Source organism: Amycolatopsis sp. DSM 110486 (genome assembly GCF_019468465.1).
Taxonomy (GTDB): Bacteria; Actinomycetota; Actinomycetes; order Mycobacteriales; family Pseudonocardiaceae; genus Amycolatopsis.
Genome location: NZ_CP080519.1, coordinates 3,383,028 through 3,408,576, shown reverse-complemented (window position 1 = coordinate 3,408,576; position 25,549 = coordinate 3,383,028). Strand labels below are relative to the sequence as shown.

Here is a 25,549-nt window from a genome sequence, read left to right as displayed (position 1 = left end):
GCGATCACATCACACCGCCACCCGCGCGATCAATGCGGCGGGGGGTGGAAGGAATCGGCAGTCTCGTGCAACCGTGGACGCCCCCGGTTCCGTCCTTGAGGACGGATGAGCAGAAGAGCGGAGCAGCGGACCGCGTGGACCAGCGCGACGAAGACGAGTTCGCGGAGTACTTCTCCGCGAAGCGGGACGCCGTGCGCCGGACCGCGTACTTGCTCTGTGGCGATTGGCACAAGGCCGACGACCTCGCCCAGACGGCGTTCGTCGCCCTGCACCGGAGGTGGAAGAAGATCAGGGACCGCGCCGCGACCGACGCGTATGTGCGCAAAACGCTCGTGCGCGCCGTCATCGACGAGTCGCGCCGGCCGTGGCGCCGGGAGTGGCAGGCCGACGTCATGCCGGAACCGATGCCGGACACGCCCGGCCTGGCCGAGCGCGTCGCGACGAGGGAAGACCTGCTGGCGGCGCTGAAGGAAGTGCCGCCGAAGCAACGCGCGGTGCTCGTGCTGCGGTTCTTCGAGGGCCTGGACGTGACTGCCGCGGCGAAGGCGCTGGGCTGCAGCGAGGGCAACGTGAAGAGCCAGACCGCACGGGGCCTGGCGAACCTGCGACAGGTGCTGGAACGGGAGGTGGAGGCCAATGGATGAGCATGACGCGGAGTCGTTGTTCTCCGGCCTGCCCGGTGCGGTGCCGCCTCCGTCTTTCACGAAGGACGACGTCGTCCGCGAGTCGCGCCGGCTGACGCTGCGCCGCCGCAACCGCATTGCCGCTGGTGGGAGCGCCGTTGTACTGGCTTTGGTGGGCTTCGGCGCCTACGGGCTCGTGACCGGAACGGGCGGTAAGCCCGATTCCGCCGCTGTCATGAATTCGGCCGAAGCTCCCGCGCAACCCGGTGCGTCGGCTGCGCGTCCTTTGGGTACTGGGGAGGGGAACTTCCCGGCTCTGCCACCTCAGCAGGGAGGCAGTGGAGACGGGAGGACCGGCCCTCGGGTCGAAGGCGCCTCTGGGTGCGAAAAGGTGGACTGGGAGCTCGCCACAGCCCTCGCTGGCGAGCTCCCAGGTCACTTCACCGCCACGGAAGCCTCCCAGGGCAGCATCTGTACGACGGGTGCCCGCGGAGCCGGGTTCCCCCTGCCGGACGGCTCGATCTCCGCGGCCGTGTTCCCGCGCGGGGCGCCGGTGACCTACCCGGTGCAGTCGGCGGGTGCGGTGACTGAGCGTGCCGCCACCGGTACGGGCGGGACCCTCGTGCTGGTGAGTGTGCCGGGGATGTTCGGGCACCCCGCGCCGTACGCCGGTGACCTGGCGCGCTTCGCCGCATCGCTGGCCCCCCGGTTCTGACGGGCGGTTGATGGGGCGGCTGGCAGAATGACCGGCCATGACGGCAGCAGCAACCACCCCGAAGGGCGAGCGCCGGCGAGCCACCCTCGTCGAAGCCGCGGCGGAGCTGCTGGCCGAAGGCGGGTTCGACGCGGTGCGCCACCGGGCCGTCGCCGAGCGGGCCGGCCTGCCGCTCGCGTCCACGACGTACTACTTCGACTCGCTCGAGGACCTGGTGACCGCGGCGGTCGAGCACCACTCGCAGGTGGAGCTGGCCAACGGGCGGCAGCAGCTGGAGGAGCTGGCGACCCGCAACCGCGGCGTCTCGGCGACGGTGGAGCTGGTGCTGGACCTCCTGCTGGGCCCGCCTTCCGGCGACCCGGAGGCCGACGCGGAGGCGGTGCTGCTGCGGTACGAGCGCCTGGTGGCCACCGGGCGGCGGCCGTACTTGAGGCCGTTGATGCGGACGTTGTCGGACCAGTTGAACGAGCTGCTGGTAGAGATCTTCACCCGCTCGGGGACGCCGGTGGACGGCGTGGAGCTGGAGAAGCTGGTGGCCCTCGTCGACGGCGCGGTGGTGAACGCCTTGATCGCGGTGGACCCGGCTCCTCGTGCTGCGGCGGCGAGGATGTTGCAGGCCGCGCTCGCCGAAAGCTGACCCCTAGCGCCGCGACTTCTTCGCCTTGTCCAAGTCGTCCCGGGACTTCGTCACCAACGCGAACATCGCACTCTCCGCCGCCCCCGGATCGCGCGCCAGGATCGCGTCCAGGACCTTGCGGTGTGACGGCACGGGGTTGTCCGACGGTCCCGACCCGTGCACCAGCTTGTCCCGCTCCGCCAGGCCGATCGCGATGACGCGTTCCACCTGAAGGAGGAAGTTGTTGTGCGTCGCGGTCATCAGGGCGCGGTGGAAGGTCAGATCGGCGCGGACGCTGGCTTCGGGGTCGTCGCCGGCGGTGGTCATGTCGTCGAGGGCGGCTTGCAGGGCGGCCAGGTCGGCGGGATCCGCGCGTTCGGCGGCGATGCGCGCGGCGGCGGGTTCGACGACGGTGCGGACCTCGGTCAGCTCGTCGAGCAGGCCCGGGTCGTCGCTGGCCGCGGTTTGCCAGCGCATGACGTCGGTGTCGAGCATGTTCCACTGCTCGCGCGGCTGGACGAAGGTGCCGCGCTTCTGGCGGGCGTCGATCATTCCCTTGGCTGCCAGCACTTTCAGCGCCTCGCGCAGGGCGGTGAGGCTGATGTCGAGCTCTTCGCGAAGCGCGGGCAGGTCGAGCACGGTGCCCTCGCCCCACTCGTCGGACAGGATCCGCGCGGCGAGCGTCTCCACGGTCTGTCCGTGCAGACCGCGGGGCCGGTGTTCGGACAATGGAGGTCCCCTCAGTCGGCAGTGCGGAGTCATCCTACCTCGGACGCGATTACGTCATAAATTATGAATACATCTTGACAGCCGCCAGCCCGGTTGCAAGTCTGTGCCAGCAGTCACTCCCCCGCAGGGGAGCGACGCTCCATTCAGACAAAGGGGTCACAGCGATGACGACTGCAGAAGGCCTGTCCCGCCGTCATTTCCTGCGCAACGCCGGCATCGTCGGCCTGGGCGCGCTCGGTTCGAGCAGCTTTCTCGCCGCATGCGCCACTTCGGCCTCCAACGGCCCGGTGAAACAGGCCGCCGGTGCGGTCACCGTCCAGTCGAACCTCTCCTCGCCGCAGGCGAAGGTCGCGATCGAGGCGCTCGCCAAGGCGTTCGGCGACAAGGGCGGCGCGACCGCGACGGTCAACACCGTCGCGTCGGAAACCTTCCGCACGCAGCTGCCGAGCTACCTGACCTCGGCGAACCCGCCCGACAGCTTCACCTGGTACCCGGGTTCGCTGCTGTCGGGCTACGCCAAGAAGGGCCTGCTGCTCGACGTCGGCGACGTGTGGCAGACGATGGGCAACTACACCCCGGCCATGCGCAGCCTCTCCGGCGACGGCGCGGGCCACCAGGTGTTCGTGCCCACGAGCTACTACTTCTGGGGCTTCTTCTACCGCAAGTCCAACTTCGCCAAGTGGGGCGTGACGCCGCCGAGCACCTGGACTGAGTTCCTCGCGCTGTGCGAGACGTTGAAGGGCAAGGGCATCTCGCCCATCGGCCTCGGCGCGGGCGGCGGTACCCAGTGGACCGCCTCGGCGTGGTTCGACTATCTCAACATCCGCATCAACGGCGCGCAGTTCCACCGGGACCTGCTCGCCGGCCGCGGCCGCTTCGACGACCCGAAGGTCAAGAAGATCTTCGACCCGTGGCGTCAGGCGCTGCCCTACACCGACCCGAACGGCACGGCGCTCGCGTTCCAGGACGCCACCACCGTGCTGCTGCAGGGCAAGACCGGCATGGTGCTCACCGGCACCTTCTTCGCCGACGCCGCTCCGAAGGACGCGCTGGACGACCTCGACTTCTTCCAGTTCCCGATCCTCGACCCGAGCGTGCCCGTCGCCGAGGAGGGCCCGACCGACGGCTTCTTCGCCAGCGCTCGCTCGCCGCACGTGGCCGAGGTCAAGGAGTGGTTCAAGTACGTGGCCACGGCCGAGGCGCAGGAGCTCTACATCAAGAACTCCTCCGGCACGGTGCTGCCCGCGAACCCGTCGGCGAAGAACAACGGCACGCCGCTGGTCGTGAAGGGCAAGAAGATGCTCGACGAGGCCAAGGAGCTCACGCAGTTCTTCAACCGCGACTCCTCCGACGCGCTGCAGCCGACGGCCGACGCCGCCCTGATCCGCTTCATCCAGAAGCCCAACGAGCTCGACTCGATCCTGAGCGACTGGCAGACGGCCGCGGCGAAGGTCTGGCAGGGGCAGTCCTGACATGGCGGTGCTCGCTGCCCCGGTGAAGCGTCGACGGCGCGCGGTCCGCCGCGTGCCGCCGACGCTGCTCCTGTTCGTGCTCGTGCCCGTGGCCGTCGAGGGCTTCTGGGTCTTCTGGCCGGCGCTGCAGGGGTTCTACCTGTCGCTGACCAACTGGGACGGGGTCTCCGCGCCGACGTTCGTGGGGCTCGACAACTACGCCGAGATGTTGTCCGATGACATCTTCGGCACGGCCGCGCTCGACACGGTGATCTGGATCGTGCTGTTCGGCGGGTTGTCGGCTGCGGGCGGGCTCGGGCTCGCCATGCTGCTCAACCGCGAGCGCAAGGGCGTCGGGTTCTACCGGGCCGCGCTGTTCACGCCCGTGGTGTTCTCGCTCGTCGCCACGGCTCTGATCTGGCAGGCGATCTACCAGCCGGACGGCGTGTTCAACAACGTCCTCGGCGCGATCGGTCTGGACAGCTGGAAACACTCGTGGCTCGCCGATCCCGACACCGCGCTTTACGCGGTGCTCGTGCCGGCGTTGTGGCGCCAGCTCGGTTACGTGATGGTGCTGTACCTGGCCGGCCTCAAGGGCATCGACCCCGCGCTGTACGAGGCGGCCAAATTGGACGGTGCCACGGGGTGGCAGCAGTTCCGCCACGTGACGTGGCCGCAGCTGCGCAGCGTCAACTCCGTGGTCCTGTCGGTGATCATCATCGACTCGCTGCGGTCGTTCGACGTGGTGTGGTCGATGACGAAGGGCGGGCCGTACCACTCGTCCGAGCTGCTGAGCACCTACATGTACTCGACCGCGTTCCAGTCGCTGCGGCTCGGTTACGCGTCCGCACTGGCCGTGGTGATCTTCGTCCTCGCCTTCGGTGTGATCGTGACCTACCTCGTGCGAGCGTTCCGGGAGGACCAGTGAGCGTGACCACGACCCGGCCGGCACCCCCTGCCGCGCCGGAGGAACGAGTTCCTGCCAAGCCCAACCACCAGCGCGCACGCCGCACGTTCGGCTTCCACCTGCTGGCCGGCGGCCTGTCCGTCCTGTGGCTGCTACCGATCGTGCTGGTCATCACGACCAGCGTCCGGTCCTTTTCGGACATCGCGAGCAACGGCCTCGGCGCGCTGCCGCACTCGTTCGACCTCAGCTCGTTCGGTGAGGCGTGGGGCGTCGGCGGCGGTGGCCACGCGATGCTCAACAGCTTCATCGTCACGATCCCGACCGTGCTGCTGTCGCTGCTGCTCGCGTCGGCCGCGGCGTTCGCGCTGAGCCGGTTCCAGATCCCGTTCCGGCGCACGATCATCCTCGTGATGCTGTCGGGCAATCTGCTGCCGCCGCAGATCCTGCTGGTGCCGGTGTCGAAGCTGTCCGAGCTGCTCGGTATCTACGACACGCTCACCGCGCTGATCATCGTGCAGGTCGGCTTCGGGCTAGGCTTCTACACGTTCGTGCTGCAGGGTTTCATGCGGTCCATCCCGGACGAGATCCAGCAGGCGGCGCTGATCGACGGCGCCGGGCCGATCACCATCTTCTGGCGCATCATCCTGCCGATGACGCGTCCGGCGCTGGCGGCGCTCGGCGCGCTGGCGTTCACCTGGACGTTCAACGACCTGCTGTGGTCGATCACCGTGCTGCGCACCGAAACCGTGATGCCGGTGACGCCGGCGTTGCTCGGCCTGCAGGGCCAGTACGTGTCCAACTGGAACGTGATCGCGGCGGGTTCGGTGATCGCCGCAGTGCCGACCGTGGCCGTGTTCCTGCGGTTCCAGAAGCACTTCATCTCCGGGCTCGCGATCGGGGCGATCAAGTGAACCAACAGTGGACGCTCGAACTCGAGTCCACTTCGTACACCGTCACGCTGGAGCCGGGTAACCGGTGGCTGGAGCTCGTCGCGTGGGGTCCGCGCGGCGTCGAGCGTGGTCCGTCGCCGCTGGCCAACCGCGGTGACGTGCACTTCATCACCGACGCGGACGCGGCTCCGGTGGAGTACGCGCCGCGCGGGCTGCGACCGTTCTCGGGCGCGGACCTCGTCGTGGCGGGGGATTCGTGGTGGCGCTTCGACGCCGACGAGTCCACGGAAACGTTGCTGCGGCTGGCTTTTGTCGACGAGGTGACCGGGCTGCGGGCGGTGCAGTGTTACCGCGCGGAACCGGGTACCGATGTGCTGTGCCGGTGGGTCGAGTTCACGAACACCGGCGGCGCGGCCATCGAGGTCGACCGGCTCGGTTCGGCGGGCGTGTGCGTGCCGACCGGGCCTGACGGCGCGCGGCTGACCTACCTGACCGGGCAGTGGGCGCAGGAGTTCACGCGCCGCTCGACCGTGCTCGAAGCGGGCGGATTTCGCATGGAGAGCCGCTTCGGCGTGCCGGGTCACCAGTACGTGCCGTGGCTCGCGGTGCAGGACGCGGGCTCGCCAGACGGTCCCGCGTACGGCGTTTCCCTGGCCTGGTCGGGTTCGTGGGAGCTCGACGCCGAGATCGAGCCGAGTGGGCTCACGCGCGTGCGCGCGGGCCGGCTGGCCAATCCCGGCCCGATCCTGCTCCAGCCCGGTGCCGAACTGTCCACTCCGGAGCTGGCACTGGCGTCCAGTGTGGACGGCCTCGCCGGGCTGGCCGACGTGTGGCACGCGTACTCGCGCAAGCTTGCCGGGCCGCGGCTCGAGAAGCGCCGGCCGGTGCTCTACAACTCCTGGGAAGCCACCGGTTTCGAGGTCAACGGCGCGCGGCAGCTCGACCTCGCCAAGCAGGCCGCGGACCTGGGCGTGGAGCTGTTCGTGGTGGACGACGGCTGGTTCGTCGGCCGCGACGACGACACCGGCGGCCTGGGCGACTGGACGCCGGAGCAGTCGTCGTTCGAGGGCGGCTTCGGCGCGTTCGTCGACTCCGTGCGCGCGCTGGGCCTGGACTTCGGCCTGTGGGTGGAGCCCGAGGCGATCAGCCCGAAGTCGAAGCTCTACGCGGAACACCCCGACTGGGTCTACCGCCTCGACGGCCGCCCCGCGACGCTGATCCGCAACCAGCTCCTGCTCGACCTCGGCAAGACCGAGGTGTTCGAATACGTGCGCGGAGTGCTCGACGAGCTGCTCACCGCGTACCCGATCTCCTATCTCAAGTGGGACATGAACCGCCCGCCGACCGAACGCGGCCGACCCGGCGCGCCGGCGGCGGACCTCGACGCCGAGCACGTCGCCAACTACCACCGGCTGCTCGACCACTTGCGCACGACGTACCCCGACCTCATCGTCGAGTCGTGCGCCGGCGGCGGTGGCCGCACGGACCTGGCGACGGTGTCGCGCAGCGATGTCGTGTGGCCCAGCGACAACACCGCGCCGCTGGACCGGCTGCGGATCCAGGACGGGTTCCTGCTGATGCACGCGCCGCACCTGATGAGCTCGTGGGTCACCGACGCACCCGGCGTGTTCGACCCGCGGCCGCGCTCGCTGCGGTTCCGGTTCGTGCTCGCGATGGCGGGCGTGCTGGGCATCGGGGCCGACCTGTCGCACTGGAATGCCGACCAGCGGTCGGAAGCCGCGGAGTTGATCGAGCGGTACAAGGAGTTGCGGCCGATCCTCCACACCGGACGGTGCCGCATCCTTTCCGGACCTGCGGCACCCACGGCGGCCAGCCAGTACACGCTCGGCGACCAGACCGTGGTGCTCGCCTGGAGCACCGGGCAGCTGGCGGGCACGCCGCTCGTGCCGGGCCGTTCGTCGCGCATCAAGCTGTGCGGGCTCGACGCGGCCGCCACCTACCGCGACGAGGCCGGCGTGGAGTACTCCGGTGCGCACCTCGTGCACGTGGGTCTGCCCGTCGAGTGGACCGCGCAGCACGACGCAGACGTGTTCGTCCTCATCCAGGTCTGAACACAGCGAAACGCCCTGCCGGCTTGACTGGGCCGGCAGGGCGTTTTCCGCGTCCGATCAGAAACTCAGCGGCAGCACGAAGCTCGGCGACCCCGTCGGGATCTTCACGACCTCGGCCTTGCCCAGCTCGTCGAGCGGGAACGCGGTCAGCACGTCGTCGAACTGCGCCGCGACGTAACAAACCCCGTCCACCACGGCGAAGTGCCGAGGGTGCGCACCACAAGCCTGGTCCGCGACGGCCGCGAGCGGAGAGCCGGAGAACGACGTGACGCAGTCCGCGCCACGGTTCGACAGGTACACGCCCGAGTCCAGGATCTCCAGGTGCGCCACGATGTTCTCGCCCTCAAGCGCACCGTGCGTGGCCGGTGTAGAAGAGACCACCTCGAACGCGCCCGGCGACGTCTCCCGGACCGTCAGCACCGCACTGGACAGCTCACAGGCCACGTAGGCCAGGTCAGAGCCCGGAATCCGCACGAGCTGCCGCGGACCACTGCCCGCCGGTAGCTTCGACACGGCGAGCGGCGTCAGCTCACCGGCATCGGACAGCGTGTAGCTGCGGATCTCGTCCGTCCCCAGGTCGACGGCACTCACGATGGACCCGTCGGCGCTCGGCACCGCCATGTGGACGTGAGCGGCTTCCTGGCGCACCTCGTTCGGCCCGGTCCCACTGTGCTGCACCAGATCCGTCCGGCCCGTGATCCGCCCTTCGGCCGACAGCCCGAACACCGCGAGACTGCCCCCGGTGTAGTTGGCGCACAACAGGAACCGGCCGTCCGGTGTCACCGCGAGGTGGCACGGGTGCGCGCCGCCGCTCGGCACCTCGGAATCCAGCACGGTCAGCGCACCGTCCACAAGCGACACTGACGAGACGGCGCCGGAGTCGGTCTCGTTGGTCGTGTACAGCACCGGCAACGTCGGGTGCTTGACCAGCCACGACGGCGACCGCAGCTCCAGCGTGGAGTCGAGAACAAGACCGGCGGAATCGCGGCGGAACGTGGAGATCCCGCCGCCCTTCCCGCCCATCTCGGCGGTGTAGCAGCCGACCAGTACGACGTCCGTCACGAGCCCTCCCTCACCATCGCGGCCACCCGGGCGCGGATGTCCTCGGCGGTCCCGCGCGTGAGCGCCGAACCCATGCCGACCGCGACCGCGCCCGCCGCGAGCCACTCTGGCACGTCCTCGGGAGCGATTCCACCCGTCGGCACGAGCGGCGCCTGGGGCAGCGCCGCGCGCACGTCCTTGACCCACCGCGGGCCCAGCGCAGTGGCCGGGAAGACCTTCACCGCGTCGGCGCCTTCTTCGAGCGCCCGCACGATTTCCGTGACGGAACCCGCGCCCGGGAACGCGGCCGCGCCGTACCGGTGACCGGTGCGGATCACGGCGGCCTCGACGTTGGGCGACACCAGGAACCGCGCCCCCGCGCGGATCGCGAGCACGGCCGAGGCCTCGTCGAGCACCGTGCCCGCCCCGATCGTGGCGTCGGGGTACGCGGCAGTGAGCTCCTCGATCGCCGCCAGTGCACCGGAGTTGGTGAGCGGGACCTCGATCGACCGCAGGCCCGCGTCCAAGGCCGCACGAGCGGCGACCACGGCGGACGCGGCATCCGCGGTCCGCACGATGCCCACCACTCCCTGGCGCAGGGCCGCGTGCGTGATCTCCCAGCGGTAGCTCATCGGTGTACCTCCTCGCCGCCACCGAGGGCGGCGCTCGTGCGGGCCAGTTCGGCCCGGTCGGGCAGTCCTTCCAGATCCGTCCGCGTGCCGACGACCAGCGCCGCCGACACCGCACCGGCCAGCAGCGCCTCGGCGGGCGAACCGCCGCGCAGCCAGGACGACAGGTAGCCGGACGTGAGCGCGTCGCCCGCGCCCACCGGGTCGACGACGTGCGTGACCAGGGTTTCCTGGCTCCACTCGTACTCGGCCGTGACCGCGCGCGCCACCTTGTCGCGCTGCTTCACCACAACAGTGCCGACGCCCTTGGCGATCAGCTCGGGCGCCGTCGCGTCGAGCAGTTCCAGCTCGTCTTCACCGGCGAACACCAGATCCGCCTGGTGCAGCAGCGGTCCCACGGTCTCGCGCCACTGCGCCGGCGACGCGAGCTTGAGCCGCACGTTGGGGTCGAACGCGATCGTCGCCCCCTCCGCGCGCGCCAGCTCGAACAAGGCCAGCACGGCGTCGCGCGCGGACAGCGACAGCATCGCCGTGATCCCCGAGACCAGCACGAGCCGCGCACCACCGAGGCCCGCGGCCCGGACGTAGTCGGCGGAGAGCGAGCACGCCGCCGAACCCGCGCGGTGGTACTGCACGTCGATGCCGCGGCCCGGGGTGTCGTCGCGCAGCAGCAGTCCCGTGAACCCGGCCGGGTCCACCTCGACGCCCGAGACGTCCACGCCCTCGGCCCGCAGCGCGCTCAGCACGGCCGCGCCGGACGAGTCGTCGCCGACGCGGCTGAGCCAGCGCACGCGGTGGCCAAGACGCGCGAGGCCGACCGACACGTTGGCTTCGGCCCCGGCCACGGAAGCCTGGAAGGTGTGCGCGCGCCGCAGCGCGACGCCGGGTTCCGCGAGCAGCAGCCGCATCGCTTCGCCCAGGGTGAGGACTTCGATGTCGTTCATCGCGGGAAGCATACCGCGTGAAATCTTAATTTAGGATTTATTCTTGACGCGACCTCCGCGGCCCCGGCATGCTGCTCGCGGGCCGGAAGATCACGGCCCCCTTCGGCGCTGTTTCGACGACGAAAGGTGTCGCCACAATGCTCCCGCGCTCCCCACGCAGATCCCGCAGAGCACTCACGATCACGGCGGTGGCCGCGGCCGCCGCCACCGTGCTCGGGCTCGCGACCCCCGCTTCCGCGGCCCCGGCCTCGCTCTTCCCGCAGCAGACCACCGCGGCCGACCAGGGCGCCCCGGACTACTACAACTCCGGTCTGGCGCAGACGCCGTACATGGGCTGGAACAACTACTTCGGCATGCCGACCGTGACCGAGGCCGGCGTGAAGGGCGTCGCCGACTACCTCGTCTCCAGCGGCCTGGCCAAGGCCGGCTACAAGTACGTCTGGATCGACGGCGGCTGGAACGCCAAGGACCCGCGTGACGCGAGCGGCAACCTCGTGCCCGACCCCGCGCGCTTCCCCTCCGGCATGGACGCGCTGGTCAAGTACATCCACGACCGCGGCCTGCTCGCCGGCATCTACACCGACGCCGGCCCGTCCGACGGCAAGAACTGCGCCGCGGGCAGCCAGGGCTACTACGAGCAGGACACGAAACGCTTCGCCACGTGGAAGTTCGACGCGATCAAGGTCGACTTCCTCTGCGGCATCGCGAACAACCTCGACCCGGCGAAGGCGTACACCGAGTTCAGCGCGGCCCTGCAGAAGGCGGGCCGCAAGATGATCCTGAACATCTGCAACCCGGTGACCGACGACTGGGGCGTGCCGCACACGCCGAGCCAGACCGCCGGCGTGTCCTACACCTTCGGCCCGCTCGTGGCCGATTCGTGGCGCACCAACACCGACGTGGCCTTCGGAACCCCGTACGAGGGGATCTACAAGGACATGCTGCGCAACGCCGACGTCAACGCGGCGCACCCCGAGGCCAACGGGCCGGGGCACTGGAACGACCCCGACTTCCTGATCCCGATGCGCAAGACGGAGCAGGGCACCCTCGAGATGAACGAGGAGGAGTCGACCACCCAGCTCGTGCTGTGGGCGGAAATGGCTTCCCCGCTCATCATCGGCTCCGACCCGCGCACGCTGCCGCAGTCGATGATCGACACGCTGAAGAACCCCGAGATCATCGCCGTCGACCAGGACAAGCTCGGAATCCAGGGTGTCCGGGTGGCCAACAACGGCTCCACGGACACCTACAGCAAGCGCCTGTCGAAGGACGGCGACCGGGCGGTCGTGCTGCTCAACCGCGGTGACGCGGACACGCAGATGACGCTGAACTTCGCCGACGCCGGCCTCACCGGCAACGTCTCGATCCGCGACCTGCGCGCCCGCGCCGACCGTGGCACGGCGACCGGCACGTACACCGTCACGGTTCCCGCGCACGGCACGGCGTTCCTGAAGCTGCACGGCACGGACCTGGTGCCCGGCACCAGCGTCGCGAGCGGCGCTTCGGCCAGCCCGGCCGTGGTGCGCACCGGCGACAAGACCGTCACGTTCACCCGTGGCCCGCTCGGCGTGCTGCAGACGCAGGGCCTCGGCAAGGGCGCCTCGGTCATCGGCGGCCCGTTCCTCGGCCAGCCGGCCGCCAACGCGCACGGCTCGAACATCGACGTCTACGTCCGTGGTCTGGACAACGCCGTGTGGCAGCTGACCTACGACGGAAAGCGCTGGGGCGCCTGGCACCGGCTCGGCGGGAACCTCACCGACTCGCCGTCCGTGACAGCCGACGGCACGCTCTACACCCGCGGCACCGACGGAAAGGTCTGGACCCGCACCACTGACGGCCGCTGGTCCTCGCTCGGCTCGCCCAACGACGCGCAGATCTACGGCCGCCCCGGCGCCGCGACCTCGACGACCGGCACCACGGTCGCCGTTCGCACCCCGGACGACGGCGTGTGGGTCCGCACCCGCGACGCCGGCGGCGCGTGGTCGGACTGGACGAACATCGGCGGCACCATCTCCAGCAGCCCCACGCTCGTGGCGCAGGGCGACAAGGTCTCGGTGTTCGCGCTGGCCAGCGACTACACGCTGTGGCAGAACGACCGCAACGGCACCACGTGGGCCGGCTGGTTCAAGCAGCCGAAGTACCCGTCCGGCAACGTCGTGGGCACCCTCGGCGGTGCGGCTGACGCGAATGGCGTCTGGCTCGGAGTGCGTGGTCCGGACGACCATGTCCGCGTAGACAAGCTCTGAGCACCAGGCTCTGAGCACGAGGAGGATTTGGCGATGTCCACACCAGACAACCCGACGGCCGTGGTGACCGGTGCCGCGTCAGGCATCGGCGCGGCGACAGCGCGGCGGCTGCAGGCCGACGGCTACCGCGTCGTGGGTGTGGACCTCGCCCCCCTCCCCGACGACCTCGCCGGCGTGCGCGGCGACGTGACCGCCGACGAGACCTGGGCGCAGGTCGTCGAGCTGGCCGGCGAGGTAGATGCCCTGGTCAGCAACGCGTACGTGCCGACGACCGGCCCGCTGCACGAGATGCCGCGGGAGCAGTGGCAGCACCAGCTCGACGTGAACCTCACCGGTTCCTACCTCGCGGTGAAGGCGTGCCTGCCAACGCTTCGAGCCCGGCGGGGTTCCGTCGTACTGGTGTCTTCGGTGCACGCGCGGTTCGGCCTGCCGGGCCACCCGGCGTACGCGGCGAGCAAGGGCGCGCTGGTTTCGCTGGCGCGCCAGCTCGCCGTGGAGTACGCGCCCGAGGTGCGCGTGAACTCGGTGCTGCCCGGACCCGTGCGCACGCAGGCGTGGGACCGGCTCACCGAAGAGGACATCGAACGCAGCGCGCGGGCGACCCCTGCCGGGCGGCTGGGCGACCCGGGCGAGGTCGCCGCGGTGATCGCGTTCCTGCTCTCGCCGGCGGCCTCGTTCGTCACGGGCGCCGACCTGACCGTCGACGGCGGCTGGTCGGCTGCCAAGGATTCCGCTTAGACCGCGTCTCATAGGAAATGGGGGCCAGGTGAAGATCACCGGTATCGAGACGTTCCTCGTCGCACCACGTTGGTTGTTCCTGAAGGTGAACACCGACGAGGGCATCTCCGGCTGGGGCGAGCCCGTGGTCGAGGGCCGCGCCGAGACGGTGCGCGCGGCGGTGCACGAGATGGCCGAGCTCGTCGTCGGCCAGGACCCGCTGCGCATCGAGGACCACTGGCAGACCTTGCGCCGCGGCGGGTTCTACCGCGGCGGGCCCGTGCTCTCCAGCGCGCTCGCGGGCTTCGACCACGCGCTGTGGGACATCGCCGGCAAGGTGCACGGGGTGCCGGTGCACGAGCTGCTCGGCGGGCCCGTGCGCGACCGCGTGCGCGTGTATTCGTGGGTGGGCGGCGACCGTCCTTCGGGCATTTTCGACGCCGTGTCCGCGCAGGTGGAGGCCGGTTTCACGGCAGTGAAGATGAATGTGGCGGGACCGCTCGCGCCCATCGCGTCACCCGCGGAAGCCAACGCGGCGCTGGCCAGGGCGCGTGAGGCGCGTGAGGCGCTGGGCCCGGAGCGCGATCTCGCCATCGACTTCCACGGCCGCGTCTCGCCCGCGATGGCGCGCCGGCTGGTGAAGATGCTCGAAGAGGTCCAGCCGATGTTCGTCGAGGAGCCGGTACTGCCGGAGACGCAGGGTGGCGCGTTGGCGTCGGTCGTCGCCGCGTCGACGGTGCCGATCGCGGTCGGCGAACGGCTGTATTCGCGCTGGGAGTTCAAGCCGGTGCTCGACGCGGGCGTCGCGGTGGTGCAGCCCGACCCGTCGCACGCCGGCGGCATCTCGGAGCTGCGGCGCATCGCCGCGCTGGCCGAGGTCTACGGCGCGAGCATGGCGCCGCACTGTCCGCTCGGCCCGATCTCGCTGGCGGCGTCGATGCAGGTGGCCTTCGCGACGCCGAACTTCCTGATCCAGGAACAGAGTCTGGGCATGCACTACCACCAGGGCACCGAGGCGCTGAGCTACCTGACCGACTCCGCACTGTTCCGCTTCACCGACGGCTACGCCGCGCGGCCGACCGCGCCCGGCCTCGGCATCGAGGTCGACGAGCAAGCCGTGCGCCGCGCCGACGAGGTCGGCCACCACTGGCGTTCGCCCGTGTGGCGCCTGGACGACGGCGGGCTCGCCGAATGGTGACCGACGTCGTGTGGCTCGACAACGGCGTGCTGCGCCTCGGCGTCGTCCCGGCGCTGGGCGGGCGGCTGTTGTCGGTGACACACGAAGGCATCGAGCTCCTGTGGCGCAACCCGGCGTTGCTGAGTCCCGACCTGCAGCCGCTCGACGGCCACGTCCTGGCCCCGAACTCCGGCCGGATGGGCGACTGGGTCAACTACGGCGGCGACAAGACCTGGCCCGCGCCGCAGGGCTGGGAAGGGCCCGGCCAGTGGGCGGGGCCGCCGGACCCCGTGCTGGACTCGGGCCCCTACTCCGTCTCGGGCCTCACCGAGCTGTCGGTCACCCTGACCAGTGGCGTCGAACCCCGCACGGGCCTGCGGTTCACGCGCGAGCTGACGCTGGGCTCCGGCGCTTCGTACACGCTGCGGCTCACCGCGGCGAACTGCTCCGAGGGGCCGGTGCGCTGGGCACTGTGGAACGTCACCCAGCTCCCGGGCGGCGGCACCGTCACGGCCGGGCTCGCGGGCATGCGCACGCCGGCTGTCGTGGAGCTCGTGGCAGGCACCGGAAATCCCGAGTACACAGTGGACGGTGGCACGCTCGTGGTGCCGCCGCAGGACGTCGTCGGCAAGCTCGGAGTGCCGGACACCGCGGGCCGGGTCTCGTGCACCGTCGGTGAGACCACGCTCACGCTGTCCTTCGACGTCGACCCGGCCGCGGAGTACCCCGACGCGGGTTCGCCGCTCGAGATCTGGCTGGAGCACCCGCTGCCGGAACCCCTCGCCGACCTGGGCGACCTCGATCCGCCGGCGCGCATCGTGGAGCTGGAGGCGCTCGGCCCGCTGACCACGCTCGCTCCCGGTGAGACGACATCGCTGACCGTGACCGGAACCGTTTCGGGCTGACGGCTCAGGCGTTCCAGCCGCCGTCGACGCGCAGGTCACTGCCGGTGATGTAGGAGGCGGCGGGCCCGGCGAGGAACGTGATCAGGGCGGCGACCTCGTCCGCGGTGGTGTAGCGGCCGAAGGGCAGGTCCGCGAGGACGCGCTGCCCCAGCGGGGAGTCGTGCGGGATGCCCATGTCCGTCTCGGCGAAGCCCGACACGACGGTGTTGACGGTGATCCGGCGCGGCGCGAGCTCGTGCGCCCACGAGCGCGTGTAGCCGCTCACGGCCGCCTTGGTCGCGCTGTAGTCGGCGAGCCCGGCGGTGTAGGCGCGTTCCCCGGCAATGGAGCCGAGGCTGATGACGCGGCCGCCGTCGGGCATGTGGGCGAGCACGCGTTCGGTGGCGGCGACCAGGCCGAGGACGTTGACCGCCCAGATCCGCTCGCGGTCGGCCTGCGCGATGGTGCCCGTGGTGCCGCCGATGAGCGTGCCCGCGCTGTTGACCAGGACATCGATGCGGCCGAACCGCTCGGCGACCGCGTCGACCATGGCGTTGACCTGCGCGACGTCGCCTTGGTCGGCCTGGAAGACCTCGCCCTCGACGCCCAGCGCCCGCACTTCCTCGGCAACGGCTTTCGCCTTGTCGGCCGACTGCACGTAGGCGAACGCGACGTCGGCGCCGACCGCCGCGAGGTGCCGGGCCGCCGCGGCACCCAGCCCTCGGCTGGCCCGCGCCCCACCCGACGCCCCACCCGGCCGCCGGCTCGGTTCGCGAGGCGAAGCGAACGGAGACCCGCGAAGCCATCCGCCAAGCCGCCGTGGCGTTGTTCGCTGAACACGGCTTCGACCAGGTCACCGTCACCGAGCTGATCGCCGAGACGCCTCAGCTGCAGGCGTGCAGCTTGGTCAAGGAGCGCGGGTACAGCGACGCGCTGGACGCGGCGCTGGTCGAACAAGGTGCGGCGCCGCTCGTGGCGAGGCAGGCCGCCCACGTCGCGACAGCGTGTTACGACGCCGGCTACACGCAGGCCTTCAGTTCGCCCGAAACGCTTCCGGAGGCGGTCGCCGCGGCTTTCGAGCGGCTCTTCGCGTTGTAATTCCCTCGCGTCCCCGCCGTCGGCTGTGCGAGGCTCTCCGCCGGCTCGGTGCACGGGGTGCCGAGGCCTTCGCGAGGCCGAACCGGTGGGAGCCGTCTGGATCCCACCGGCCCCGCCCACCTCTGACCTGCACGGGTATCGTGGCCGCGTGACGGACAAGCCCCGGATTCCCAACGTGCTCGCCGCCCGCTACGCGTCGCCCGAGCTGGTGCGGCTGTGGTCGCCCGAGCAGAAGGTGGTGCTGGAGCGGCAGCTGTGGCTCGCCGTGCTCCGCGCGCAGAACGAGCTGGGCGTCGAGGTGCCCGAAGGTGTGCTCGCGGACTACGAGCGCGTGATCGACGACGTGAACCTCGAGTCGATCGCCGAGCGCGAGCGTGTGACGCGCCACGACGTGAAGGCCCGCATCGAGGAGTTCAACGCCCTCGCCGGCCACGAGCACGTGCACAAGGGCATGACCTCGCGCGACCTCACGGAGAACGTGGAGCAGCTGCAGCAGCTGCGGTCGCTGGAGCTCATGCGCAGCCGCGTCGCCGCGGTGCTGGCGCGGCTGGCCGCATTGGCCGTGGAGCGCTCGGACCTGGTGATGGCCGGGCGCTCGCACAACGTCGCCGCGCAGGCCACCACGCTCGGCAAGCGGTTCGCGACCGCCGCCGACGAGCTGCTGGTCGCGTTCTCCCGCCTGGACAACCTCATCGAGCGCTACCCGCTGCGGGGCATCAAGGGCCCGGTCGGCACGGCGCAGGACATGCTCGACCTCCTGGGCGACGAGTCCACTTTGGACCTCCTGGAGTCCAAGATCGCCGAGCACCTCGGGTTCCGCAACCACTTCGTGAGCGTCGGGCAGGTCTACCCGCGTTCGCTCGACTTCGACGTGCTGTCCACGCTGGTGCAGCTGGCGGCGGCGCCGTCGAGCCTCGCCAAGACGATTCGCCTGATGGCCGGCCACGAGCTCGTGACCGAGGGCTTCAAGCCCGGCCAGGTCGGCTCGTCGGCCATGCCGCACAAGATGAACACGCGCTCGTGCGAGCGGGTCAACGGTCTGGCCGTCGTGCTGCGCGGGCACCTGTCGATGATCGGCGAGCTCGCGGGTGATCAGTGGAACGAGGGCGACGTGTCCGACTCGGTCGTGCGCCGCGTCGCGCTGCCCGACGCGTTCTTCGCGCTCGACGGCCTGCTGGAGACCTTCCTCACCGTGCTGGCCGAGTTTGGCGCCTTCCCGGCCGTGATCGAGCGTGAGCTCGATCGCTACCTGCCGTTCCTCGCCACCACGAAGGTGCTGATGGCGGCCGTGCGCGGCGGCGTCGGTCGTGAGACGGCCCACGAGGCGATCAAGGAGAACGCCGTCGGCGTGGCCCTGGCGATGCGCGAGCGCGGCGCCGAGAACGACCTGCTCGACCGGCTGGCGGCCGACTCGCGCTTGCCGTTGGATCGCGGCGACCTGGACAAACTCCTCGCCGACCGGATCTCGTTCACGGGCGTGGCGCCGGCGCAGGTCGAGGAGGTGGCGCGGCGCGTGGAGACCGTGCTGGAGCGCTTCCCGGACGCGGCGCAGTACGCGCCGGGGCCGATCCTGTAAGCGGAGCTGACAGGACCCGACGGAAAATCCGGCTACTGCGGAGCGAGGCCGTTTCCTAGCCTCTGGGCACTGGCGACAGAAGAGAGTCGACGATGCCCCTCGCTTGCCGTGCCCTGGTTCTCCTGCTCACCGCCGTGCTGGCTGCCGCGTGTTCGAGCAGTCCGCCGCCGGCACCGGCCGCCCCGGTGCCGGCGTGCCGGGTGGTGAAGACCCCCGTCTCGGTCCCCGGCGTGGCCGCGCCGGGACAGCTCACCGGTGATTTGTGCACGCCCCCGAGCGGCAACGGCACCGTGCTGCTGCTCGTCGCCGGGGGCGGGGAGAACGCCGACTACTGGGAACTGCCCGAGCTGCGCTCCAACAGCCTCGTCCGCGCGGCCCTGGCCAAGGGCTACGCCACCTACGCGCTCGACCGGCTCGGCACCGGCCGCTCGACCGTGCCCGCTTCGAGCACATCGGTGACCTACGACGGGCAAGTGTCCACTGTGGACCAGGTGGCGACGGCGTTGCACAGCGACATCCAGCAGTTCGGCACCACCTGGCACACCGTCGTGGGCATCGGGCACTCGCTGGGTTCCGGCACGCTGGCCGGCGTCGCGGCGAGGCACGCCGGAGTGCTCGACGCGCTGATCCTCACCGGGTACGGCGCCGCCGTGACCCCGGAAACCCTTCAGCTCGACAAGCTCTACCAGGTGCCCGCGCGGACCGTCGGGACTCGGTGGCGAGGGCTGGACGACGGGTACGTGACGGTGCTGCCGGACAAGGTCGAGCAGATCGGCCTCGTCCACGGCCCGGGCACCGACCCGAAGGCGCTGCCGGTGATCGGCGCCCACCAGGGGATCCTCTCCGACACCGAGCTGTCCTCCCGGCCGCAGGGCGCCGCCGCGGCAGCGCAGGCGGCCCGGATCACGGTGCCGGCGCTGGTCGCCGTCGGCCAATTCGATCGCCACTACTGCGAGGGCAATCCTGTGGGCGCGCCGCCGGCACCGACTGCGCAGTGCGGTGGCGCGCCCGCGTTCCAGAGCTACGAGAAGAAGCTGCTGCCGAACGCGTGCCTCGCCACCCACCTGGTCGCCGGCAGCGGGCACGCGATCCAGGAGGAGCTCGCCGCGCCGGCTGCGAACGCGTTGTACCTGTCGTGGCTGCAATCCACTTTCGACGGCGGCAAAGCGCAGTGCGCGGAGACCGGCCCGATGCCGTGATCCACCTCATCCACGAGCGCGGCGAGTCCCGCTTAACGGGAAACCGATTCCGGCTCCACCGGCGCCGGCGCGAATTCCTGTGACCGCGGGCACGAAGTCCACGTACTGAGACGAAGTTACCCGATCGGGCGAAATCCCTAATCTCGGACGCAGAACCCGGAAGCGCCAGGCCGCACCCCGCGGCCTGGCGTTTTTCATGTCCGTGAGCCAGGAAGAAGTCATGCGCAAGCTCCTCAGCACTCTCGCCGTCGTAGTCGCCTCCGCCGTCACGCTCACCGCGTGCGGCTCGTCGGACGCGTCGGGCCAGACGCTGCGCGTCGGCACCCTCACGGACGCGCCGCCGAGCATCTACCTCGAAAACGGCCAGTTCACCGGCTACGACAATGAGCTGCTGCGCGACATCGCCAAGCGCGAAGGCTTCCAGGTCGAGTTCGTCGGTACCGAGTTCTCCGGCTTGCTCGCCAAGGTCGCGGGCGGGCAGCTCGACATCGGCAGCTCCACGATCTCCGCCACCACCGCGCGCAAGAAGACCGTCGCTTTCTCCAACGGCTATGACACCAGCTACACCACCGTTGTCAGCAAGAAGGGCGCGAACCTCGCCGACGCGAGCGCTTTCTCGGGCAAGCGCCTCGGCGTGGTGCAGGGGTCGGTGCAGGACGAGTTCGCGGGCAAGCTCGCGGGCGCCGAGGTCGTGCGATTCCCCGACTACAACGCGGGTTTCGCGCAGCTGCGCGACGGCGGCCTCGACGGCTGGGTGGTGCCGAAGGACATCGGCCAGAAGTACCTCGACCAGAACCCAAGCGTGCCGCTCGAGTTCGGCTACACCGTGCTGGACAAGGACACGCCTTCGGCCTACGCGGTGGCGAAGTCCGATCCGGACCTGCTGAACAAGCTCAACGATGGCCTCGCGAAGGCCATCGCGGACGGCACCGTCGCCCGCCTGCACGCCCAGTTCTTCAAGCAGGCGCCCGTGGCCGCGGAGCTCGCCAAGGGCGGTCCCGGTCTGCCGGTGAAGAACGCGTGACTGTCCTATCCTGCATCGACGGTTCCGGCCGGGAAGCTGAGGAGTGACATGAAGAAGACATTGATCACAGCCGTCACGGCGGCGGCCCTGCTCGCCACGCTCACCGCGTGCGGCGGTGGCAGCGGCAGCGGTGGTGACACCCTGCGGGTCGGCACGCTGAGCGACTCGCGGCCCAACGCCTACCAGGAGAACGGCCAGTTCACCGGGTTCGACAACGAGCTGCTGAAGGACATCGCGGCCAAGGAGAACCTGAAGGTCGAGTTCGTCGCGGTCGACTTCTCCGCGCTGCTGGGCCAGGTCGCCAACGGCACGTTCGACATCGGCAGCGCGGGCATCGCGCAGACCGACGCGCGCAAGCAGACCGTGGCGTTCTCCGACCCGTACAACTACCAGTCGCTCGGGATCGAGGCGAAGGATGCGGCGGGCATCACCGACGAGAACTCCTTGGCGGGCAAGCGGATCGGCGTGGTGCAGGGCACCGTCTCCGACACCTGGCTCGCGGCCAACGCGCCCAAGGCCCAGGCGGTGCGCTTCCCGAACGACGCCGCGGCGCTGAGCGCACTGAAGTCGTCGGCGATCGACGGCGCGGTGTTCGACGCGGCCTCGGCCGAGGACTACTCGGCGAAGAACCCGGGCCTGAAGGTCACCAAGACGATCACCACGACGATCCCGCACGGGTACGCCGTGAAGAAGGGCAACACCGACCTGCTGAACAAGCTCAACGACGGCATCAAGAAGGCCGTTGCCGACGGCACCTGGAAGAAGGTGCATCAGCAGTTCGAGCCGAACGAGCCGGTGCCCACCGAGTTCGCCACGGGGCAGTAGTTCACGATGGATCAGTTTCTCGACACGTTTCTCAACTGGGACTACATCTGGCAGGTCTTCCCCGACCTGCTGAAGACAGGCCTGGTCAACACGCTGATCCTCGCCGGGGTGTCGGCGGTCATCGGCACCGTGCTCGGCATGGTGCTGGCGGTGATGGGACTGTCCAAGAAGGTCTGGCTGCGCTGGCCCGCGCGCGTGTACACCGACATCTTCCGCGGCCTGCCGGCGATCCTGACGATCCTCGTGATCGGCCAGGGTCTCGGCACGCTCGCGCGGCCGATCGTCGGCCACAACCCGTACCCGCTGGGCATCACCGCGCTGAGCCTGATCGCGGCGGCCTACATCGGTGAGATCTTCCGCGCGGGCATCCAGAGTGTCGAAAAAGGACAGCTGGAGGCCAGCCGCGCGCTGGGCATGACCTACACCAAGGCGATGCTGCTGGTGGTGATCCCGCAGGGCGTGCGCCGCGTGCTGCCCGCGCTGGTGAACCAGTTCATCGCGCTGGTGAAGGATTCGACGCTGGTGTACTTCCTCGGGTTCCTCACCTCGCAGCGCGAGCTGTTCCGCATCGGCCAGGACCTGGCCGCCAACACGGGCAACCTCTCGCCGCTGGTGGCGGCCGGCGTGGTGTACCTCGTGATCACCGTGCCGCTCACACACCTGGTGAACTACATCGACAAGCGCCTGCAGACCGGCCGCAAGGTCCGCGCCGACCCCGGCGACGACGGCGGCGGCAGCAGCCTGACGCTCGTGAACACCGAAAGGGTGAGCCTGTGACCACCGCCGTGCGTTCGTCCAGTGTGGAGCTGCGCGACATCCACGTCAGCTTCGGCACGCTCGAAGTCCTGCGCGGCGTGGACCTGAATGTGGCCAGCGGCCGCACCACGTGCGTCATCGGCCCGTCCGGCTCGGGCAAGTCCACGCTGCTGCGCTGCGTCAACCGCCTGCAGGAACCCGACAGCGGCGACCTGCTGCTCGACGGCACCAGCGTGATCCACTCGAACCCCGACGCGCTGCGCCAGCGCGTGGGCATGGTGTTCCAGCACTTCAACCTGTTCGGGCACCGCAGCGTGCTGGACAACATCGTGCTGCCTTTGCGGAGCGTGAAGCGACTGTCCAAAGAGGAGGCCACGGCGATCGCGCAGGCGCGGCTGGCCGAGGTCGGCCTGGAGGACAAGGCGCCGTATCGGCCGTCGGCGCTGTCGGGCGGGCAGCAGCAGCGCGTGGCCATCGCGCGGGCGCTGGCGATGGACCCCGAGGTGATGCTGTTCGACGAGGCCACCTCCGCGCTGGACCCCGAGCTGGTCAAGGGCGTGCTGAACCTGATGGCGGGCCTGGCTTCGCGCGGCCTCACGTTGATCGTGGTGACGCATGAAATGGGCTTCGCGCGCAGCGTCGCCGATGAAGTGGCGTTCATGGACGCCGGCCGGATCGTGGAGCAGGGCAGCCCGGACCAAATCTTCGAAAACCCGCGCAGCCCGCGGTTGCAGCAGTTCCTTTCGCAGGTGCTCTGAGCGCTCTCGGCAATTTCCCCGAATTGATCGCGCGTATCACGAAATTCGGTGACTTGACCGGAGAGTTCGTGAGCGTAGTCTCGGCCCCGCACTTCATCGCATTCACGCTCGAGGCGAGAGCGAGGACGACGAGATGGGTGGAGCCGGGGAGCTCGCCGCGCAGGTCAAGGGCGGGGTCTATTTTCCAGGCGACGTGGGGTACGACCGGGAACGGGGCGGGTTCAACCTCGCGCTCGACCACCGGCCCGAGGTGGTGGTGGCGGCCGCGGCCGAATCCGACCTGGTCGCGAGCGTGCGCTTCGCCGCGGAGCACGGGTTGGCCGTCGACGTGCAGTCGACCGGCCACGGCGCGCACCGCTCGATGGGCGGCGGCCTGCTCGTCACCACGCGGGGCCTGAACCGGGTCGAGGTCGACCCGCGGCGGCGGGTCGCGCGCGTTTCGGCCGGGGCGACGGCGCGCGACGTCCTCGTCGCCACTGCCGCACACGGCCTGACCGCGCCGGTCGGGTCCGCACCCGGCGTCGGCTACGTCTCCTACAGCCTCGGCGGTGGCCTCGGCATGCTCGGCCGGCGTCACGGTTACGCCGCCGACCACGTACGCCGCTTCGAGATAGTCACGGCGGACGGCCGCGAGCTCACCGTGACGGCCAAGCAGCACCCCGAGCTGTTCCGTGCCCTGCGCGGTGGTGGCGGTAACCTCGCCGCGGTCACCGCGCTGGAAACCAGCCTGGTGCCGCTGCGCGAGCTCTACGGCGGCAGCCTGTTCTTCACCACCGAGCGCGCCCCGGTGGTCATCGAGCGGTTCCGGTCGAGCCTGGCGACGGCGCCGCGGGAGCTGAGCCTGTCGCTCGCGTTCCTTGCCTTCCCGGACGCGCGGGGCGTGCCCGAACCGCTGCGGGGCCGGTTCTGCTGCCACCTGCGCGTGGCCTACCTCGGCGCCGCGGACGCCGGCCGGCGCTTCGTCGAGCCGCTGGTCACGGCGGGCCCGTTCCTCGACACGGTGACGATGATGCCGATGACCGACCTCGGCTCGATCCACGCCGACCCGGTGGGCCCGATGCCGGTCGACAGCGAGAGCCTCGCGCTGACCAGCGAGGACGCACTGGAGGTCGTGCCGTCGCTCGTGGATCCGCGCGCGCCGTTCATGCTGGAGCTGCGCCACCTCGGCGGCGCGCTGGCCGACGAACCCGAGGTCGCGGACGCCGTCGGGCACCGCGCGGCGCGGCTGAACCTGTTCACGTCGGCTCACCCCGGCGCCGCACCCGGGTCGCAGTCGCACGTGTACGAAGCCGTCTCGGAGTGGAGCTCCGGCGGTCCACTGAGGACGTTCCTGCCGACGAGCCACACCGACGCGTCGTCCTGCTACGAACCGGCCACGGCCGCGGAGCTCGCGCGCCTCAAGGACGTCTGGGATCCGGGTGACGTGTTCAGCTTCGCCCCGGCCGTGGGCGCACCAGCTCTTCGAGCCAGTCGAACATCCGGTTCTCGGTGAGCAGCCGGCCCATCGGCTGCACGTGCTCGTTGGCGCCCTCCTCCACGGTGAACCGCAGCAGGTCGGCGCGGCCGCCGCGCCCGCGCACGAGCTCGGCGAGCCGGCTGGACTGGCCGGGCCAGAACTGCTCGTCGTCCGGGTCGGTGATGAGCAGGGGCGTGCTGATGGCGGCGACGGTTTCCTCGTCCAGCTGGTACTTCTCGACGGCTTTGAAGAGGTCGTACCAGTCTTCGTGCGAGTAGGGCCGCGCCCGGAACGTCAGAGTGCGGCGCAGGCCCGGCAGGCGGACGGCCAGGCCCATGTCGCGGTTGAACGCGTCGCGCTCGCCGTGCGCCAGCGCGGTCCGCATGCTCCTGGACAGGTGGCTCGTCCAGGAAGTCGACACGTCGACCACGCCCGGGTCGATCACCGCGGCGGCCAGGCGGTGCTCGAACGCGAGCGCGCGGGGCAGCCAGTAACCGGCCTGGCTGATGCCGTAGCCGGCGAGCTCGGCGACGTCCGGACGGTCGACGAGCGTGTCGACGACCGGGGTCAGCACGGCTTCCCAGTCGTGACGGAAACAGGTTTCGCGCTCGAACAGCATCGACTGCTGGCCGGGGCCGTCGTAGAGGAACGCGTTCCAGCCGCGGGCCAGCGCACCGGCCGCGGCGGAGGTCCACAGGTCACTGAGGGCGCCGTCGCTGCCGTTGGTGATGACCAGCGTCGGGCGCGAGGTGCCGGACGCGTCGGGGCGCAGGAGGTAACCGGGCAGCTCCGTGCCTTCGTAGGGAACCGGGACGCGGAGGAAGGCGCCGTCGGAGCAATCCACGACGGCTTCCCAGCATTCCCGGTGGGACTTGAACGCTTCCTTCAGCGCAGCCGTGTCGTCCCCTGTGGACAGTCCGTCGACGACGCAGGCCCAGTACGTCGCCGCTCGCAGGTAGTGGGAGCCGGCGCTGACCAGGTGCCCGGCTTCGCGCGCCTTCGCGGCTTCTTCCTGCACTCGGGCCGCCGTCCGCTCCCATTCGGGCGCCCAGTCCGTCGCCCGGTCGACGCGGGCGATCGTCGCCAGCACCTCACCGACCTCACTCGCCCCGCGCACGGCGCGGCCGAGCACTCCGCGCGTGGCGAAATCGAGCTCGTCGTCGCGGAAGAATCCCGCGGAAATGACCTTGTTGCCGTGGGAAACCAACGCCACCAC

At 70.3% G+C, this 25,549-nt stretch carries 24 protein-coding genes and 1 pseudogene; 19 read left to right on the top strand and 6 right to left on the bottom strand.

Annotation, left to right across the window (positions count from 1 at the left end; all coding sequences use genetic code 11):
• The first annotated feature begins 134 nt into the window (after positions 1-134).
• The 3 genes from K1T34_RS16495 to K1T34_RS16485 all read left to right on the top strand — a co-directional run bounded on the left by K1T34_RS16495 (position 135) and on the right by K1T34_RS16485 (position 1,975).
• Entirely contained in the window at positions 135-644 is a 510-nt protein-coding gene (locus K1T34_RS16495; RefSeq protein WP_220245142.1) for a SigE family RNA polymerase sigma factor, read from the top strand.
• Between the two features lie 370 nt (positions 645-1,014).
• Positions 1,015-1,338 carry a hypothetical protein gene (locus K1T34_RS53370; RefSeq protein ID WP_255638545.1) on the top strand — a complete coding sequence of 108 codons (324 nt, stop codon included), beginning with the start codon at positions 1,015-1,017 and terminating at the stop codon, positions 1,336-1,338.
• Positions 1,339-1,375: 37 nt separating this feature from the next.
• Positions 1,376-1,975 (top strand): TetR/AcrR family transcriptional regulator, encoded by a 600-nt coding sequence (locus K1T34_RS16485; RefSeq protein WP_220245140.1) that lies wholly within the window; start codon positions 1,376-1,378, stop codon positions 1,973-1,975.
• Between the two features lie 3 nt (positions 1,976-1,978).
• Here K1T34_RS16485 and K1T34_RS16480 read toward each other — a convergent pair whose 3' ends face one another.
• Positions 1,979-2,683: a FadR/GntR family transcriptional regulator gene (locus K1T34_RS16480; protein ID WP_220245139.1), complete on the bottom strand. Its 705-nt coding sequence runs from the start codon at positions 2,681-2,683 to the stop codon at positions 1,979-1,981.
• A 164-nt stretch (positions 2,684-2,847) separates the two neighbouring features.
• On the opposite strand from K1T34_RS16480, the gene K1T34_RS16475 reads away from it, so the two are divergent.
• Genes K1T34_RS16475 through K1T34_RS16460 form a run of 4 tightly spaced genes read left to right on the top strand, consistent with a single transcriptional unit; the run spans position 2,848 to position 8,003 of the window.
• The gene (locus K1T34_RS16475) at positions 2,848-4,155 is read left to right on the top strand and encodes an ABC transporter substrate-binding protein (protein ID WP_220245138.1); all 1,308 of its coding nucleotides are present in this window, start codon (positions 2,848-2,850) and stop codon (positions 4,153-4,155) included.
• 1 nt (position 4,156) lies between these two features.
• Complete coding sequence (locus tag K1T34_RS16470) at positions 4,157-5,062, top strand: carbohydrate ABC transporter permease (RefSeq protein ID WP_220245137.1); 906 nt, start codon at positions 4,157-4,159, stop codon at positions 5,060-5,062.
• Between the two features lie 2 nt (positions 5,063-5,064).
• Entirely contained in the window at positions 5,065-5,952 is an 888-nt protein-coding gene (locus tag K1T34_RS16465; RefSeq protein ID WP_220245136.1) for a carbohydrate ABC transporter permease, read from the top strand.
• Positions 5,949-8,003, top strand: coding sequence for an alpha-galactosidase (locus K1T34_RS16460; RefSeq protein WP_220245135.1), 2,055 nt, complete (start codon positions 5,949-5,951; stop codon positions 8,001-8,003). The genes K1T34_RS16465 and K1T34_RS16460 overlap by 4 nt, the downstream gene beginning before the upstream one ends.
• Before the next feature lie 57 nt (positions 8,004-8,060).
• Here the strand turns inward: K1T34_RS16460 and K1T34_RS16455 are convergent, their stop codons facing one another.
• From K1T34_RS16455 to K1T34_RS16445, 3 genes are read right to left on the bottom strand one after another with little or no spacing between them, the layout of a single operon-like run.
• On the bottom strand, positions 8,061-9,065 hold the full coding sequence (locus K1T34_RS16455; RefSeq protein ID WP_220245134.1) for a beta-propeller fold lactonase family protein: 1,005 nt from the start codon (positions 9,063-9,065) through the stop codon (positions 8,061-8,063).
• Positions 9,062-9,676 carry a bifunctional 4-hydroxy-2-oxoglutarate aldolase/2-dehydro-3-deoxy-phosphogluconate aldolase gene (locus K1T34_RS16450; protein WP_220245133.1) on the bottom strand — a complete coding sequence of 205 codons (615 nt, stop codon included), beginning with the start codon at positions 9,674-9,676 and terminating at the stop codon, positions 9,062-9,064. The genes K1T34_RS16455 and K1T34_RS16450 overlap by 4 nt, the downstream gene beginning before the upstream one ends.
• On the bottom strand, positions 9,673-10,617 hold the full coding sequence (locus K1T34_RS16445) for a sugar kinase (protein ID WP_220245132.1): 945 nt from the start codon (positions 10,615-10,617) through the stop codon (positions 9,673-9,675). Before K1T34_RS16445 ends, K1T34_RS16450 begins: the two co-directional genes overlap by 4 nt.
• A gap of 188 nt (positions 10,618-10,805) precedes the next feature.
• On the opposite strand from K1T34_RS16445, the gene K1T34_RS16440 reads away from it, so the two are divergent.
• The 4 genes from K1T34_RS16440 to K1T34_RS16425 are packed head-to-tail and all read left to right on the top strand — an operon-like array spanning position 10,806 to position 15,662.
• On the top strand, positions 10,806-12,863 hold the full coding sequence (locus K1T34_RS16440; RefSeq protein ID WP_220245131.1) for a glycoside hydrolase family 27 protein: 2,058 nt from the start codon (positions 10,806-10,808) through the stop codon (positions 12,861-12,863).
• Between the two features lie 33 nt (positions 12,864-12,896).
• Positions 12,897-13,601, top strand: coding sequence for an SDR family NAD(P)-dependent oxidoreductase (locus K1T34_RS16435; protein WP_220245130.1), 705 nt, complete (start codon positions 12,897-12,899; stop codon positions 13,599-13,601).
• A gap of 28 nt (positions 13,602-13,629) precedes the next feature.
• A complete protein-coding gene (gene dgoD, locus K1T34_RS16430; RefSeq protein WP_220245129.1) occupies positions 13,630-14,778 on the top strand; it encodes a galactonate dehydratase in 1,149 nt (382 codons plus the stop codon).
• Positions 14,772-15,662, top strand: a complete 891-nt coding sequence (locus K1T34_RS16425) for a DUF4380 domain-containing protein (protein ID WP_220245128.1) — start codon at positions 14,772-14,774, stop codon at positions 15,660-15,662. The genes dgoD and K1T34_RS16425 overlap by 7 nt, the downstream gene beginning before the upstream one ends.
• Before the next feature lie 4 nt (positions 15,663-15,666).
• Here the strand turns inward: K1T34_RS16425 and K1T34_RS16420 are convergent.
• Positions 15,667-16,368, bottom strand: a pseudogene (locus K1T34_RS16420) (SDR family NAD(P)-dependent oxidoreductase); the annotation flags it as partial.
• A gap of 92 nt (positions 16,369-16,460) precedes the next feature.
• On the opposite strand from K1T34_RS16420, the gene K1T34_RS16415 reads away from it, so the two are divergent.
• From K1T34_RS16415 to K1T34_RS16380, 8 genes are all read left to right on the top strand, one after another.
• Positions 16,461-16,739 carry a hypothetical protein gene (locus tag K1T34_RS16415; RefSeq protein ID WP_220245127.1) on the top strand — a complete coding sequence of 93 codons (279 nt, stop codon included), beginning with the start codon at positions 16,461-16,463 and terminating at the stop codon, positions 16,737-16,739.
• A gap of 148 nt (positions 16,740-16,887) precedes the next feature.
• On the top strand, positions 16,888-18,315 hold the full coding sequence (gene purB, locus K1T34_RS16410) for an adenylosuccinate lyase (RefSeq protein WP_220245126.1): 1,428 nt from the start codon (positions 16,888-16,890) through the stop codon (positions 18,313-18,315).
• Between the two features lie 92 nt (positions 18,316-18,407).
• Positions 18,408-19,514 (top strand): alpha/beta fold hydrolase, encoded by a 1,107-nt coding sequence (locus K1T34_RS16405; protein WP_220245125.1) that lies wholly within the window; start codon positions 18,408-18,410, stop codon positions 19,512-19,514.
• A 220-nt stretch (positions 19,515-19,734) separates the two neighbouring features.
• Complete coding sequence (locus tag K1T34_RS16400) at positions 19,735-20,538, top strand: ABC transporter substrate-binding protein (protein WP_220245124.1); 804 nt, start codon at positions 19,735-19,737, stop codon at positions 20,536-20,538.
• A gap of 48 nt (positions 20,539-20,586) precedes the next feature.
• Entirely contained in the window at positions 20,587-21,363 is a 777-nt protein-coding gene (locus K1T34_RS16395; protein WP_220245123.1) for an ABC transporter substrate-binding protein, read from the top strand.
• A gap of 6 nt (positions 21,364-21,369) precedes the next feature.
• Positions 21,370-22,140, top strand: a complete 771-nt coding sequence (locus K1T34_RS16390) for an amino acid ABC transporter permease (protein ID WP_220245122.1) — start codon at positions 21,370-21,372, stop codon at positions 22,138-22,140.
• On the top strand, positions 22,137-22,877 hold the full coding sequence (locus K1T34_RS16385) for an amino acid ABC transporter ATP-binding protein (RefSeq protein ID WP_304504320.1): 741 nt from the start codon (positions 22,137-22,139) through the stop codon (positions 22,875-22,877). The genes K1T34_RS16390 and K1T34_RS16385 overlap by 4 nt, the downstream gene beginning before the upstream one ends.
• A 133-nt stretch (positions 22,878-23,010) precedes the next feature.
• Positions 23,011-24,369, top strand: coding sequence for an FAD-binding oxidoreductase (locus tag K1T34_RS16380; RefSeq protein ID WP_220245121.1), 1,359 nt, complete (start codon positions 23,011-23,013; stop codon positions 24,367-24,369).
• Here K1T34_RS16380 and K1T34_RS16375 read toward each other — a convergent pair.
• Positions 24,305-25,549, bottom strand: a complete 1,245-nt coding sequence (locus K1T34_RS16375; RefSeq protein ID WP_220245120.1) for a S9 family peptidase — start codon at positions 25,547-25,549, stop codon at positions 24,305-24,307. The two genes, K1T34_RS16380 and K1T34_RS16375, sit on opposite strands and share 65 nt — an antisense overlap.